Below are 14,966 nucleotides of genomic sequence, written 5' to 3' on the forward strand. Positions count from 1 at the left end.
TGCACGAAGACTGTTTGAACAGGTCTGCTCTAGTATCAGAACCCATTCATCGGCAGATCGACACACGCTCTTGTTTTTCTAAAGTCGAGATCGCTTTCTAAAAAACGCATGGGCCAAATAAACTCACATGACGCTCCTTGTAATTTGAATAGGTCATGGTCATAGCCCGAGAATCGGGCGATAGCACCAAAAAAAGCATTGAAAATCAAACTGGAACAGCTTGGTTTTCAATGCTTTTTTGGTGCAGGTGCTTCGCACCGTATGACCATGACAGTTAGAATACTGTGAGCGTCATGCTCAGACAGGTATTCGGCCCATGCGAGAAAGCGATCTTTCTCCTTAAGAAAAACTAGCGAGCTAAGTGTAAAGATCTGCCGATGAATGGGTATCTGATTCTTGGCAGACCAGTGAGTTTCTGAAGTGCAGCATATGTTTATCAGTATCCCCCGGGGCTATAATGCTTTGAGGTGATACAGCGGGGCGGACTTTGCTGCCGGCATGCAGTGGGCGAGGGGGATGGCACTGCCTTAATCAAGGATCTTGATTGGGGCGAAGTCTACGTAGTCGCCGGAAGAAAGTCTGTAGAGACTGCCGTGATGCTCTCCAAGGATGGAGTCGTCAAAGTGCTCTTTGCCGTGGGAGTGACCGTAGATAACCTGCTCTGCCTTGTACTTGGAGATCAGGTCGGTTATGGGGCTTGAGAGGTATTCGGTGCAGTCCTTTATGGCGAGGAGTTCTTTTTGGCTGAGGTTTTTGAGATTGATCACAAGATTCCTGCCTATGTCCACATATCCGTGAGCCCTTAGTATGTCCCTGTTTTTTTCTTTTATGAGTTCTTCCTGAGCGGGGCTATAGCCTAGAGCTTCGCAGAGCTCATGGGTGGGGGGCCATATGCAGGAGGTTGGAGGATAGTGGAGAAATACGATGTATTTGTCAAAGCCTGCAGCAGCTGCCTCTTCAAAGGATTTCTTCAGTCTCTTTACTTCTCTTTTTTGGATCCTCCTGAAATGATCGAAGGGATCCAGATTCTCAAAGCAGTAGCCCTTACTGCCTACCAGGGCATAGCCTTTGTAGCTGTAAAAGTTATCCTGCAGAAACAAGAGCCTGCCTTCAAATTCCTTATTCAGTCTCTCTGTATAATTGGATCTCCAGAATCTGTCATGATTGCCGCGGAGCATGATCTTGCGTCCCGGGAGTCCCAGTACAAATTCAAAATCCTGCCTGCAATCTTCAAGGCTCTTACCCCAGGACAGATCCCCGCCAAGGACGATGGTGTCATCCTCTGTGACAGTAGAGAGCCAGTTTCTCTTTATCTTCTCTTCATGCTCTTTCCAAATGGGACTATATATAGTCATATCCCTGGCATCCTCTGCATATGACAGATGCAGGTCACTTAAAGCGTATAAAGCCATGTTTTTTATTCTCCATATGATCAAAAATTAGTCTATTATAGTGTGATTATAGCAATATATAATAATGCGTCGATCACTGTTACTGTCCGTTTGCCACTACTTATAAACAGTGAGTAGGCCATATAATACTATAATATATATCGATCCATCTTTGCTGAAATAATAATTGATCAAGAAAGGATGCTAATCAGACTCGCAGATACGAACAATGTTGTGAAGTGCTAAGAGGCATGAGGATGCGTTTGACACCCTATTGAATAGGGAGTATATTTAAGGTAGAAGGAGAAAGTATGACAAGAACATTTATTCAGACAGCGGAGTTCTCGCGTAATTGGGATAGATTAGGTTTTGATGATAAAGATCTACGATTATTGGAACTTGATATAATGAAGCATCCAGATAAGTACCCAGTAATGCAAGGCACGGGAGGGCTACGTAAGGCAAGAGTGGCATTAGAAAATAAAGGGAAGAGCGGCGGAGCTAGAGTTTGATATGTTGATTTTGTTTTTGCTGAGACAGTGTATTTGATTACAGTTTATGGTAAGAATGAAAAAGCTAATCTTTCCAAAGAAGAGCGTAACAACATCAAAAAAGCGATTGAAGCACTTAAGAATAGTCTTGGAGGTGAATGATATGGGCAACAGTGTATATGAAAGCCTGATGGTAGGATTAAACGAAGCGTTGGCTGATGCTCAGAGCGAGAAGCCAATACTTAAGAGACATAAGGTTACAGTTGAGCCAGTAAAGGTCTTTGAGGCTGATGAGGTCAAGAAAATCAGAAATTCAACTGGCATGTCACAGAAGATTTTTGCAAGCTATATGGGCGTATCTGATAAGACTGTTGAGGCGTGGGAAGCCGGAACTAATCATCCATCAGGAGCTGCAAGCAGACTTCTCAGTATGATTGAGATGGATAAGGAACTTATTATTAAGTTTCCTTTTGTGACAAACGTAATGGCAAAGTAAAATTAAAAATATAGGACTAGTATTCCATTGCATTGGGTGTAAGGGAATAATAGCAGATTGGTTACTAAAAGGAGGAGCATATGTCAGCTATTGCTATCATTACTGCCAGAGGGGGATCCAAGCGTATACCACATAAGAATATCAGATCATTTCTTGGTAAGCCTATTATCAATTACAGTATCGAGGCGGCCCTGGAGTCAGGTGTATTTGACGAAGTAATGGTGTCTACCGACAGCAAGGAGATAGCAGATATTGCCAAGATGGCAGGTGCTTCTGTGCCTTTTTTGAGATCTGAAAAGACCAGCAGCGATTATGCTACTACTGCTGAAGTGTTAAATGAAGTGCTCCTCAATTACAAGAGCCTGGGCAAAAAGTTTGACTTTATGTGCTGCATCTATCCCACAGCTCCTTTTGTGACTGCGGATAAATTAAAGAAGGCCATGCTGGAGATGATTGCCAATAAGGCGGACAGCGTAATGCCTGTGGTCCAGTTCTCATATCCGCCTCAGAGGGGATATGTCCTTAGAGATGGCAGGATATATTATCAGCATCCGGAGTATGCTACCACCAGATCCCAGGATCTGGAGCCTATCTATCATGACGCAGGACAGTTCTATTTCTATAGACTATATGACTGCATCAAATGGAACGGCAGCAGCTATGTGCCCATAATCGTGCCGGAGACTGAGGTACAGGACATTGACAATATGTCCGATTGGGAGATAGCAGAGCTTAAGTATCAGAGATTTATCAAGTATCAGAAGTTTGGATCGGTGAAATAATATATGAGTAAAAAGAAAGTATTAGTAGGAATGAGCGGAGGAGTAGATTCCTCCGTAGCGGCTTTTCTCCTTAAGGAGGAGGGCTATGATGTTACAGGCTGCACCATGCGCCTCTATGACTATACAGGTATAGGCATGGAAGAGCAGAATACCTGCTGCGGTATCAATGACGTGGAGGATGCAGCGCAGGCTGCTGCCAGGGCGGACGTGGACTTTAGAGTCATCAATTTCATGACCGAGTTCAGGCAGGAAGTCATGGACAGATTTACTGCGGAATATCTAAGGGGTAATACACCTAATCCCTGTATAGACTGTAACCGCAGGATCAAATTCGGGATCTTTAAACAGTGGGCAATAGATAACGGCTATGACTACCTAGCTACAGGTCACTATGCCCGCAAGGTATATAAAGACGGCAGATGGTATCTGCAAAAGGCTGTTGACGACAGTCGGGATCAGAGCTATGTCCTCTATCCCGTTACCCAGGATACATTGTCCATGCTCCTTCTTCCTTTAGGAGGCCTTATCAAGAGCACTGAAGTGAGAAAGATCGCCATGGAGCAGGGCTTTGTCAATGCTACAAAGCATGATAGTGAGGATATATGCTTTGTTCCTGATGGAGATTATGCCGCTTTTATCAACAGGACTACCAATAGGGAGAGCAGGCCCGGCGAGATAGTGGATAAGGAAGGCAAGGTCCTTGGCATGCACAAGGGCGCAGAGCACTATACCATAGGTCAGAGAAGGGGCCTTGGCCTTGCTGTGCCTGAGTCTGTATATGTACTTTCCAAGGATATGGAGACCAACAGAGTAACAGTGGGACCTTCAAAGGACCTCTTTAGCAGAGAGTTTAAAATAAGGGATATGTTCTGGATGAGGCCGGAGCCAAAGGCAGGCGAGAGCTTCCGTGCTTCCTGCAAGGCCAGATACCGCCAAAAGGAAGAACCGGCAGAATTTACCGTAATGGAAGACGGAAGCGTAACAGTGACTATGGATGAACCTCTCCGCGCCGTGACCACAGGCCAGGCAGCTGTAATATATGACGGCGACCTGGTAATAGGCGGCGGTACTATAACTTTCATTTGATAATATTAATTAAATATAATATGAGGCTAAAGGTATACTTAATTTTTCGGGAAAAGGAGAGATTTTAGTGGAAGATTTAAAGACTATAATAGATTTTTTGCAGTCAGAGTGTACCTGCTATATCGTGGATTTTCTACCCCGAAAAATGTCTGGGAGCCAATTTTTTGAGTTGGAGGATTATCTTCTTAAAACGTATATAGAAGATTTTGCAGCAAAAATATCAAGTATTGTTATTAGATTGATTCATTATTATCCATCAAAAATCTTTATAGTTGAACCATCTAAAAAAGATGATACATTTTATAAAGATTATTTGGACAAGGATTTAAGAGATGAACCTTTATCAGAAATAGATGAAATAATTAGACATACTATAATTTATGATGTTTCTTCATTGCAAATCCTTATAAAAGACAGTGATAAATTAAGCTTAATGAGCATAAATGGTGGATTTTCAGTTGATTTTTATAGCGGGAGTAGTGAAGTGCTTGAACTGGCAATGCTTCTCGTTGATAATGAAAACTTGTACGTCCGAAAAGCAGATGTATCTTAATTTGTGTGGTTGAGACAGTCAAGTCCTGATTTTGGTGTAAATTCCAAAAATCAGGACTTGACTCTTTTACACAAGCAAAAAGCTACTTCAATTGATATGAACACAGATAAGTGGAGATAGTAATGGATAATCTTTTTCATCCTTTTGGAATGACACAGGTGATATCTGATAGATGCTTTATTTTGCGCGGAAATCACTTTTTTATTACTGAAAGAGAAGGTGATTTCGTCGTACGTAAACAGTCGGGAGAGACATTAGAAGATGTTTCGCATTTTTCAAAAGAGTTTGATTTTATTTTTGATCAGAGTAAAGAAAGACTGTATGCCGTTGAAATTCTTGGCAAACAACTAATTATAGTGTCAATTCCAGATTTGAATCGATTTGAATTTGGATTATTATCTGAAGAAGAATACATGATTGGAAGCTCAGTGGGAAGCGATTATTTGTGTGTGAAAACATGTCGAAATATAACGGATGATGATCAAAAAAAGAGTTTTTACTTTGTTGATTTAAAAACGAGTAAAATTATAGTGTGTGAGGATGATATATTACTTTATTCTTACAATATGCCTTATATAACAGAATATAGAGATGAGCTGTATATTGTAGCCGAAAATTCACATATAGATCCTTTTGAAATTCAAGAGGCATCACGGTATACAGATACAGCATACAAAAATGATGTACTCGTTGTTGGAGTATCAGATTTGATAGCAAATGCTATGAATGGTGAAGCAGTAGATTGGGAAGTTTTTGCCTCTGCGAATGAGGATGAATATATTCAAATTGCAGCAGTAGACAATTCGAAGCTTGTGTATTTGGAGACAGATGCAGAAGAAACCAGGACAACTATCAAACAATACGATCTTCAAAGCAGAACTGCAAGGGCAGAATTACTGCTTAAGAGCAGAATTGATAAGGTTATTTATTTAAATGGGCACTTGTCTTGTATGTACAAGTGGAACAGCTTTGCTAAAACAATAGATTTATACAATGAACATGGCTGCATGATTGCTGAAATAAACTATTCAAAGTTGACCAAAGAATATGAAAATGTTGAATTGGAGGATATTGCTTGCGTTTTACAGGATAGATACGTTGTTTTTACCGCAACAGATTACAGTGGTGAGAAATCGTATCAACGCAGAGTGGTGTATGATGTGAGTAAAGACAAATATATTGTCTATCAGGATGCTCATCTTGTATTTGATAATATAATACTGTGATATGCAAATAATTGATTAGGAACTGTTCAATCATAATTCAGCATAGATTTGCAAGATACAAATTAATGCTCTATAATCCACTTGTTGATTCATCAGGTGCCGGGGAAGTAATAGTACCCGGATAATAGGGAAGCAGGTGCAAATCCTGCACGAACTCGTCACCGTGACGGCCAATGTCATAGTCAGACATAGGGACCGATTGCCACTGTAGCCGTAGCTATGGGAAGGCCGGTCCTGATGGCCCCAGCCGGGAGACCTGCCTGAATTGAAGATGCGTGCCGCGAGTAATCGGCAATGCGTGTCACTGGTGCATTCTTTCAACGTGAATGCGCCTGATGCCTTTTGCCCAAATTTAGCGAGCAAGAGGTTTTTTTATACCCAAAAAGGAGAGGACAAATGAAAAAGAGACTGATGACACTGGTATTGACAGCAGTAGTTTGTGCCGCTTGTGTAGCAGGCTGCAAGGCAGGAGAAAAGACAGATTCTGAGGCTCCTGTTGCAGAAGCTGAGGCAGAAAACAATGAGGCTGCAGAGATCACTTCAGAAGAAAGTGAGCAGACAGATGCTGGGGGAGAGCTCTCTGATGATGAAAAGGCTGCCCAGGCTGTAGCTGACATGATAGATGCCATATATGTACAGTCAAGAACAGAAGATACTGACGAGCAGTGTGCAGCAGCAAAAGAAGCTTGGGATGCGCTGACTCCCGAGCAGCAGGAGCTGGTAGAGGGTGAGTATGCGGACCCTGATTACTTTGGCAATGACACAGGAGATGCAGCTATGGATGATCCTAGAAACGCAGATGAAATCGGAGAAAATGAGATCCTGGTAGTAAGCTTTGGTACATCTTTTAACGAGAGCAGATCTCTGGATATCAAGGGAATCGAGGATGCCCTGGCAGAGGCTTATCCTGACTGGTCTGTAAGAAGAGCTTTTACAGCACAGATCATCATCAACCACGTTCAGGCAAGAGATGGTGAGAAAATCGATAATGTGGAGCAGGCACTGGAGCGTGCTGTTAATAACGGAGTAAAGAACCTCCTGATCCAGCCCACACACCTTATGCACGGCGCTGAATATGATGAGCTTACTGAGGCAGTAGCCGGCTATGAAGACAAGTTTGAGACTGTGAAGATCGCTGAGCCCCTTCTTGGTGAAGTAGGTGCGGATGCATCCCAGATCAATGAGGATAAGACAAGAGTTGCTGAGTATGTAGTTAATGCAGCAGTAGCAGCTTCATCTTATGACAGCATTGATGCAGCAGCTGAAGATAAGACAGCATTTATCTTCCTGGGACACGGAACAAGCCATACTGCTAATGTAACTTATGATCAGATGCAGACAGCTTTTGAAAGCCTGGGCCACAGCAATGTATTCGTAGGTACTGTAGAAGGTGAGCCTGAAGATACAGAGATTGAAAATGTAATAGACAGGATCAAAGAGGCAGGCTTTGAGAAGATCATCATCCGTCCTCTTATGGTAGTAGCAGGTGACCATGCCCATAATGACATGGCAGGAGATGATGAGGATTCCTGGAAGAGCATGCTGACAGAAGCCGGATTTAGCGTAGACTGTCAGATCGAGGGTCTTGGAAGGATCCCGGATGTCCAGGCGTTGTATATTGAGCACCTGGGAGAGGTAATAGACTAATAATGAAAAAGATATTCAAAAGTACAGTTGCGGCAATTATAATGCTGACCTTCCTTATGACCGGCTGCGGTCATAAGGAAGAAGTGCCTGCTGTGGCAGACGGAAGCTATGTCTGCACTTTTAACACAGACAGCACTATGTTTAAGATAAATGAGGCCTTAGATGGCAAGGCGCTCCTTACCGTAAGCGGCGGAGAGATGACAGTGCATATCTCTCTTCCTTCCAAGAAGACCCTGAATCTCTATCCCGGTCTTAAGGAAGATGCCCAGGCTGATGGTGCAAAGCTTCTTATGCCCACCGTGGATACTGTGGAATATTCCGATGGGACAAGAGAAGAGGTGCACGGCTTTGATGTACCCGTTCCTGCTATTGATGAGGAATTTGACCTGGCGCTGATAGGTACCAAGGGCAAGTGGTATGATCACAAGGTGTCTGTATCAGATCTGACAGAAGGTGATAGCGTACCGGGGCTGGTTGGTATCTCTTCAGAGGAGGCATCTGCTTCTGAAACAGCTGATGAAGCAAGTGAGGCTGATGGATCAGAGTCAGTAGAAGCGTCTGATGATGAGACAGCTCCTGCAGAAACAGGCTCTGAAGAGAATGCTGCAGATGATGCCGGGGCAGCTACTTCCGAACTTGCAGACGGCACTTACACCGTAGAAGCAGTACTGGAAGGCGGCAGCGGCAAGGCTTCCATCACAAGCCCTACCGAGCTGACAATAGAAGGCGGCAAGGTAAGTTTAAAGCTTGAGTTCTCCAGTGCCAACTATGATTACATGCTCGCAGGGGATAAGAGGTATGAAGCTGATACCACCGGCGGACTCTCAGTCTTTAATCTGGAGGCAGAAGAGCTGCAGGATGAGTACGATATTATTGCAGATACTACAGCCATGAGCAAGCCTCATGAGATAGAATATAAAGTGAAGCTTGATCTGGCGAGCCTCTCTCCTGCAGACTGATGAACTAAACACTTCTGTTTTGCTATCAAGATATTTGATAACGCTGCAGTAGAAGATTATTATCCACAGTGAGCGAGGAAAATAACTTCTACTGCAGCGTGGGCTAATAACTGATAGCAATGCTATCTGTGAAGGGTGGATATGACTAAACAATATATGCATAAGATATATAGGGATTCAATAAGGGTGGGGGCTGTCTTTACGGCAGCGCTTGCCCTTTTTGGCCTTTATGGCTGCCAAAATGATGCAGCAGCTGATGAAAAAGGGACCCCGGAAACTGCTATAGAAAGTACTAAAGATAGTAATATAGAAAGTGACATAGAAGAACTGGTCACAGAGTCTGTTTACGAGCCCTCTATAGCAGAAGGCTTTAAGATCATAAATTATAAAGGTGGATTTAAAGAAATCCGGGTAAGGGATGGGAGAAAGTATCTTCTCATACCTAATGAAGCCGCTAATGAAAATAGCAACGACGTCGCAGGTATAGAAACGGATAGTAAATACGACGAACTGATGGCATCTAAAACTATCAGGGACAGGATAATAATACATGTCCCTGCTGAGAAAATATATCTTGCAGCTTCGGCTGCAATGTGCAGGTTTGAATCCCTGGGAGCTATGGATAATGTAGCCTACAGCGGCACCAGGCAGGAAGACTGGGAGATAGCTGCGGCGGCAGCTGCCATGGAAAGGGGAGATATCCTCTATGCGGGCAAGTACTCCCAGCCTGATTATGAGATGCTTCTTGAAGGGGGCTGCAATCTGGCAATAGAAAATGCCATGATCCTACACAAGCCGGAAAACATAGACAAGCTTACTGAACTGAGCATACCGGTACTCATAGATCTCTCATCCATGGAAACAGAGCCTCTTGGAAGGACTGAATGGATAGTAGTATATGGCGCTCTTACAGGCCATGAAGAGGAAGCTGTGAGGATATTTGATGAGCAGAGGGCTCTGGCTGAGGATATAGTAATGCCGGATACTGCGGGGCAGAAGGTTGCCTGGTTCTATGTGAACAGCCAGGGACAGATCGTATGCCAGAAGGCAGATTCGGCTGTGGCCAAAATGATAGGCTATGCAGGAGGCGAGTATGCAGCTGCAGCTCTCCCTGATGGGGACAGCTCCCTTATGTCCACTATCAAGCTGGACATGGAGAGCTTTATGAGTATTGCAGGGGACGCAGATTACTTGGTTTATGACGCAGCTATCAATCCCATAGCATCCACAGATGAGCTCATAGCGCTCAATCCTTTGTTTGCAGAATTTAAAGCGGTCCAAAACGCTTCATTATATATAGCCGGCACCTCCATGTATCAGAACTCCGATAAGGCGGGTAGGCTGATAGCTGATTTTAATGCTATGCTCAGAAATAGCAGTGACATGGAATATATAAGGAGAGCAGATTGAAAAACAGGGCATGGGTCACAACTATCTATATAGGACTGATAGCAGTTACGCTGGCAGTTTTTATCTGGTCTGTTTCTGCAGGCTCTGTAAGCATTCCCTTTACCAAGGTGATGGGACTCTTATTCTCTGGTGGAGAAGAGACTGAGCATGCCATGATAGTCAGACAGATCAGGCTCCCCAGGGCCCTTATGGCTCTTGTCTCAGGAGGAGCGCTGTCGCTGTCAGGCTATCTTCTTCAGACCTTCTTTAGAAATCCCATAGCAGGACCCTATATCCTGGGCATATCTTCGGGGGCCAGGATGATGGTAGCCATTGCCATGATAATAGTGCTAGGAGGGGGAGGAGCCTTTTCTACGCCCCTTATGGTCCTGGTTTCCTTTATAGGCTCCATGATATCCACGGTCTTTATCCTCTTTTTTGCCAGGAGGCTCAGGACCATGTCAGTGCTGCTGGTAGCGGGTATCATGATCAGTTATATTTGCACGGCTATCACTGATTTTATCATCAATCTGGCAGGTGACAGCTCTGTGGTAAATATGCACGGCTGGTCTCAAGGCTCCTTTTCTGGGGCATCCATGGGAGAAGTCAGGATAGCTTCTTTTCTCATAATAATAGCTTCGCTGTTGGTTTTTGGCCTTTCCAAATCAATATGGGTATACATGAGCGGAGAAGAGTATGCAGCCAGCGTAGGAGTACCTGTGAGGAGCCTGCAGATAGCGGTGGTAGTGCTGTCAGGACTCTTATCTGCTACAGTGACTGCCTTTGCAGGTCCTGTTTCCTTTGTGGGAATTGCAGTTCCTTTTCTGGTGAGGCGCCTTATTCCGGGGGCCAGACCCATAGTAATGATACCGGCCCTCTTTTTGACAGGGGCAGCCTTTACCATGGCTTCTGACCTGGCGGCAAGGCTCCTGCTTGCACCTTCAGAGCTGTCCCTTTCTACAGTGACAGCCTTTGTGGGAGTACCTATTGTGCTGGTGATGTTATCAGGAGGCAGACATGAATAAGGATCGTGATATGGCAGGGGGCTCTTGCCCTGCTCTGGAGACCAGGGGATTGTCTGCCGGATATGATGGCAGGGCCATAATAGAAGACATAAATATATCTGCAGCAAAGGGCAGCATAGTATCTCTGATAGGACCAAATGGTGCAGGCAAGTCTACCCTTATGAAGGCTCTCTCCGGGCAGCTCCCTGCCCTTTTGGGAGAAGTCCTTGTGGGAGGCAGGAGACTGTCTGAAATAAGCGCAGGAGAAAGAGCCCGCAAGATAGCTGTCATGTATACAGGAAGAGTAAAGAGGGGACCTGTAAGCTGCTTTGATCTGGTAAGCGAGGGAAGATATCCTTATACCGGCTTTTGGGGGAATCTTGGACCCAGTGATAGTAAGCTTGTGGAAGCTGTCATGCAAAAGACAGATACCCTTGTCTACAGAAATAAAGACTTTAATAAGCTCTCTGACGGGCAAAAGCAGAGAGTCCTGCTGGCAAGAGCTCTGGCCCAGGAACCGGAAATACTGCTCCTGGATGAGCCTGTGAGCTACCTGGACCTGAAGTATCAGCTTGAGCTCATGGAGCTCATAAGCTCTCTGGCTTGTCAAAAGGAAAATCCCATTACCATCATCATGTCTCTTCATGACATGTCTCTGGTGAAGAGATACTCTGATCAGGTGATCATGCTAAGAGACGGCCATATCATGAATAAGAGGCCTGATGAACAGGCTCCTGATAATATAGGTCCCCAGCTGATATCCGGATTATTTGACGTAGATGAGAGACTTCTGGAAGCCCTGACCGGCCTTGGGGGAGGAGCACAGGATGCAAAAGCTCCTGAGCTTATAGATGAAAGAAATAGTGACAGATCCGGGCAGGAGTCTGCTCTTAGAAAGGGCTTTACCACAGGGACCTGCGCAGCTCTTGCCTGCCAGGGAGCGGGGATACTGCTTCTGGAAGGTATAAGGCCTCATGTCCTGTCTCTGATGACCCCTGCAGGTATCAGGGTAAATGTCAGTCCTGTCTCTGCCGGTTACAATGAAGGCTTTATTGAAGATTCTATTGAAGATTCTATAAAAGGCTCTATAAAAGGCTCTGTTGAAGGTTCTGTTCAGGATCCTAATGAAGGAAGGAAGAGATCAGCCTATTGCACAATACGCAAATATGCAGGAGATGACCCCGATGTCACTGATGGGATACATATAAGAGCAGACCTGACGCTCACAGCTGCTGAAGGTATCGTCATTAAAGGCGGAGAGGGCGTAGGCAGAGTCACAAAGCCGGGTCTTGATCAGCCTGTTGGCGAAGCTGCCATCAATCATGTACCCAGGCAGATGATAAGGGATGTGCTCATGGAACTGGCAGATAGATATTCCTATAAAGGGGGCTTTGAAATAGTGATCTCTGCCATAGGAGGAAGTGATATAGCACTAAGGACCATGAACGGAGCCCTGGGCATAGTAGGCGGCATATCTATCATAGGGACAAGCGGCATAGTAGAGCCCATGTCTGAAAAGGCCCTTATAGATACCATAAAGATCAGTGTGGATCAGGCTCTTAGCATGGGAAATGGAGATATGATCCTGACCCCCGGCAATTACGGAGCGGATTATATCAAAAACAGTCCTCTAAATGACCTGGACGTACCTGTGGTACAGATGTCCAATTATGTGGGCGAAGCCCTGGATCATACTGCAGGGAAAGGTTCTGCAGGGAGAGTACTCCTTGTGGGACATACAGGTAAGCTTGTGAAGCTGGCTGCCTCTGTCATGAACACCCATTCTTCTTATGGAGATTCAAGAAGAGAAGTCTTTGTCTGCTACGCTGCCATGGCAGGAGCCGGGCCTGACTGTCTTAGGGAGCTCTATGAGAGCGTATCCTCGGACAGGTGCATAGATATACTTATACGATATAATATATTAGAGAAGACAAGCGGCCTTATAATGAAGGCTATAGAGGAAGCTCTAAGTAGAAGAGTCAAAGGCGCATTTGAAACAGGAGCAGTTCTTTTCTCGTCCCATGGCCTTTTTGGTATAACGGATAATGGACGAAAGATACTGGAAGCTTTTGGGATAAGGGAGATGGATTAATGGTCTATTTTGTTGGTGCAGGACCTGGAGATACAGAGCTGATCACCTTAAAGGGTGTAAAGCTGTTAAAAGAGGCTGATACTGTGATATATGCAGGGAGCCTTATCAATCATGAGCTCCTACATTATTGCAGGGAGGGTGCAAGACTCATCGACAGCGCCCATCTCTCCATGGAAGAGATAATAGATATATGCAAAGAGACGGAGCCCGGGATCACAGTAAGGCTTCAGACCGGTGATACAGCCCTCTATTCAGCTATCTCTGAGCAGACGGCCCTTCTTGATAAAGAGAATATAAGCTACGAGACAGTGCCCGGAGTATCAAGCTTCCTTGCAGCAGCGGCAGCTCTGGACATTGAATATACACTGCCCGGTAAGAGCCAGTCCCTGATCATATCAAGGATAGAGGGCAGGACTCCTGTACCTGAGAGGGAGGATATCAGGGTGCTGGCCTCACACGGCTCGTCTATGGTGCTCTTTCTCTCTGCGGGCCACACCAGGGAGGTGAGAGACAGGCTCATAGAAGGCGGCTATAGTGAGGATACGCCAGCCTGCATCGTATATCATGCCAGCTGGCCTGATGAGAAGGTTATCCATTGCAGAGTGGGGAGCCTTCACAGCTCTGCCAAAGAAAACGGCATTACAAAGACTGCCCTTCTTCTCATAGGAGATTTCCTGGAGGGCGAGGGAGATAAGAGTCTTCTCTACGATGCCTCTTTTACCACAGGATACAGACAGGGCAGCGTGAAAAGAGAAACTGTAGCCTGCTGTGCATTTACAGACAGGGGGTATGAACTGGGAAACAGTCTCTATCCTGGTGCCTGCAGCAGGATCAGCAGAAGGGACAATGGGATAAGCCTTGATGAGTGGACAAGGGAGCATTTCTATGAAGCGGGAGCCCTTGTATTCATAGGTGCTGTCCAGATAGCTGTGAGGGCCATAGCTCCATATATTCAGACCAAGATCACAGATCCTGCTGTCGTAGTGATAGATGAAAGCGGACAATATGTGATCCCCATCCTGTCAGGACATGTGGGCGGCGGAGGGCGCCTGGCCCTGGAACTTGAAGAGAGGCTTAAGGATCTTGGCTACAATGCATCCTCTGTGATCACAACGGCCAGTGATAACAGGCAGCTCTTTGCAGCAGACAGTTGGGCAGCCTCCATGGGTATGAAGATATTAAACCCTGAGGATATAGTAAGACTGCAGTCTGACATATTAAAAGGCAAAGAGATCCGCGTAGGCAGTGACTTTGAGCTTACTTTTCCAAGCGGAAAGACCGAAATTATCTGTGAGAGGGGCTATGCAAAGGGCCAGGACATGCAGGTTAGGGTGACCGGAAGCGGTGATAGGGACGGACTGATAGTGATACCAAGGGCTGCGACCCTGGGTATAGGCCTTAAGCGGGGCACAAGCTGCCGGCAGATTAGAGAAGCCTTTGAAGCTTTTATAAATGAAAATGGCATATATAGCTATGCTATTAATAGTATTGCGTCGATAGATATTAAGAAGGACGAAGAAGGGCTCATAGAATTCGCCGGGGAGCTGGGGCTTAAAATAGAATTTTATTCTGCCGGGGAGCTGGATGCACTAAGCGGTGATTTTACTGATTCCGATTTTGTAAGAAAGGTAACAGGAACAGGTAATGTCTGCGAAAGGGCGGCTCTTATGAGCGTCATCAGGCATGCAGGTGATCAGGATGCAGATACTGATGGTCATGATGAGAGCGCGGGGGGCAGGATCATTTGCAGGAAGTATGCAAGGGATGGCGTTACGCTGGCTCTTGCAATACCTCAAAAGCTATAAAGCAGATTGATGCATGATACAGATAGGATATTAGCAGTATTAAAC

At 45.2% G+C, this 14,966-nt stretch carries 13 protein-coding genes and 1 riboswitch; of the genes, 12 read left to right on the top strand and 1 reads right to left on the bottom strand.

Features of this window, described 5'->3' with window-relative positions; translation table 11 throughout:
• Positions 1-527: 527 nt before the first annotated feature.
• On the bottom strand, positions 528-1,412 hold the full coding sequence (locus tag G636_RS0106920; protein WP_026507451.1) for a metallophosphoesterase: 885 nt from the start codon (positions 1,410-1,412) through the stop codon (positions 528-530).
• Between the two features lie 290 nt (positions 1,413-1,702).
• Here G636_RS0106920 and G636_RS20815 point away from each other — a divergent pair, with 290 nt between their 5' ends.
• From G636_RS20815 to cobM, 12 genes are all read left to right on the top strand, one after another.
• The gene (locus G636_RS20815) at positions 1,703-1,903 is read left to right on the top strand and encodes a hypothetical protein (protein ID WP_242826933.1); all 201 of its coding nucleotides are present in this window, start codon (positions 1,703-1,705) and stop codon (positions 1,901-1,903) included.
• A gap of 142 nt (positions 1,904-2,045) precedes the next feature.
• A complete protein-coding gene (locus tag G636_RS0106930) occupies positions 2,046-2,378 on the top strand; it encodes a helix-turn-helix domain-containing protein (RefSeq protein WP_026507452.1) in 333 nt (110 codons plus the stop codon).
• 80 nt (positions 2,379-2,458) lie between these two features.
• Complete coding sequence (gene pseF / locus G636_RS17660; protein ID WP_035779075.1) at positions 2,459-3,160, top strand: pseudaminic acid cytidylyltransferase; 702 nt, start codon at positions 2,459-2,461, stop codon at positions 3,158-3,160.
• Between the two features lie 3 nt (positions 3,161-3,163).
• On the top strand, positions 3,164-4,246 hold the full coding sequence (gene mnmA / locus G636_RS0106940; protein ID WP_026507453.1) for a tRNA 2-thiouridine(34) synthase MnmA: 1,083 nt from the start codon (positions 3,164-3,166) through the stop codon (positions 4,244-4,246).
• Positions 4,247-4,313: 67 nt separating this feature from the next.
• Positions 4,314-4,799, top strand: a complete 486-nt coding sequence (locus G636_RS0106945; RefSeq protein WP_026507454.1) for a hypothetical protein — start codon at positions 4,314-4,316, stop codon at positions 4,797-4,799.
• Positions 4,800-4,921: 122 nt separating this feature from the next.
• The gene (locus G636_RS0106950; RefSeq protein WP_026507455.1) at positions 4,922-6,025 is read left to right on the top strand and encodes a hypothetical protein; all 1,104 of its coding nucleotides are present in this window, start codon (positions 4,922-4,924) and stop codon (positions 6,023-6,025) included.
• A gap of 79 nt (positions 6,026-6,104) precedes the next feature.
• A riboswitch (cobalamin riboswitch) is annotated at positions 6,105-6,303 on the top strand.
• A gap of 118 nt (positions 6,304-6,421) precedes the next feature.
• Positions 6,422-7,672: a sirohydrochlorin cobaltochelatase gene (locus tag G636_RS0106955; RefSeq protein WP_026507456.1), complete on the top strand. Its 1,251-nt coding sequence runs from the start codon at positions 6,422-6,424 to the stop codon at positions 7,670-7,672.
• Between the two features lie 2 nt (positions 7,673-7,674).
• Positions 7,675-8,631 carry a hypothetical protein gene (locus G636_RS20480; protein ID WP_196803049.1) on the top strand — a complete coding sequence of 319 codons (957 nt, stop codon included), beginning with the start codon at positions 7,675-7,677 and terminating at the stop codon, positions 8,629-8,631.
• A 141-nt stretch (positions 8,632-8,772) separates the two neighbouring features.
• Positions 8,773-10,041 (top strand): ABC transporter substrate-binding protein, encoded by a 1,269-nt coding sequence (locus G636_RS17670; RefSeq protein ID WP_051226662.1) that lies wholly within the window; start codon positions 8,773-8,775, stop codon positions 10,039-10,041.
• The gene (locus G636_RS0106970) at positions 10,038-11,045 is read left to right on the top strand and encodes a FecCD family ABC transporter permease (protein WP_051226664.1); all 1,008 of its coding nucleotides are present in this window, start codon (positions 10,038-10,040) and stop codon (positions 11,043-11,045) included. The genes G636_RS17670 and G636_RS0106970 overlap by 4 nt, the downstream gene beginning before the upstream one ends.
• On the top strand, positions 11,038-13,116 hold the full coding sequence (gene cbiD / locus G636_RS0106975; protein ID WP_051226666.1) for a cobalt-precorrin-5B (C(1))-methyltransferase CbiD: 2,079 nt from the start codon (positions 11,038-11,040) through the stop codon (positions 13,114-13,116). The genes G636_RS0106970 and cbiD overlap by 8 nt, the downstream gene beginning before the upstream one ends.
• Entirely contained in the window at positions 13,116-14,921 is a 1,806-nt protein-coding gene (cobM, locus tag G636_RS21040) for a precorrin-4 C(11)-methyltransferase (protein WP_081668307.1), read from the top strand. Before cbiD ends, cobM begins: the two co-directional genes overlap by 1 nt.
• The last annotated feature ends 45 nt before the right edge of the window (positions 14,922-14,966 follow it).

Source organism: Butyrivibrio sp. MC2013 (assembly GCF_000424585.1).
In the GTDB taxonomy this organism is placed as follows: domain Bacteria; phylum Bacillota; class Clostridia; order Lachnospirales; family Lachnospiraceae; genus Butyrivibrio.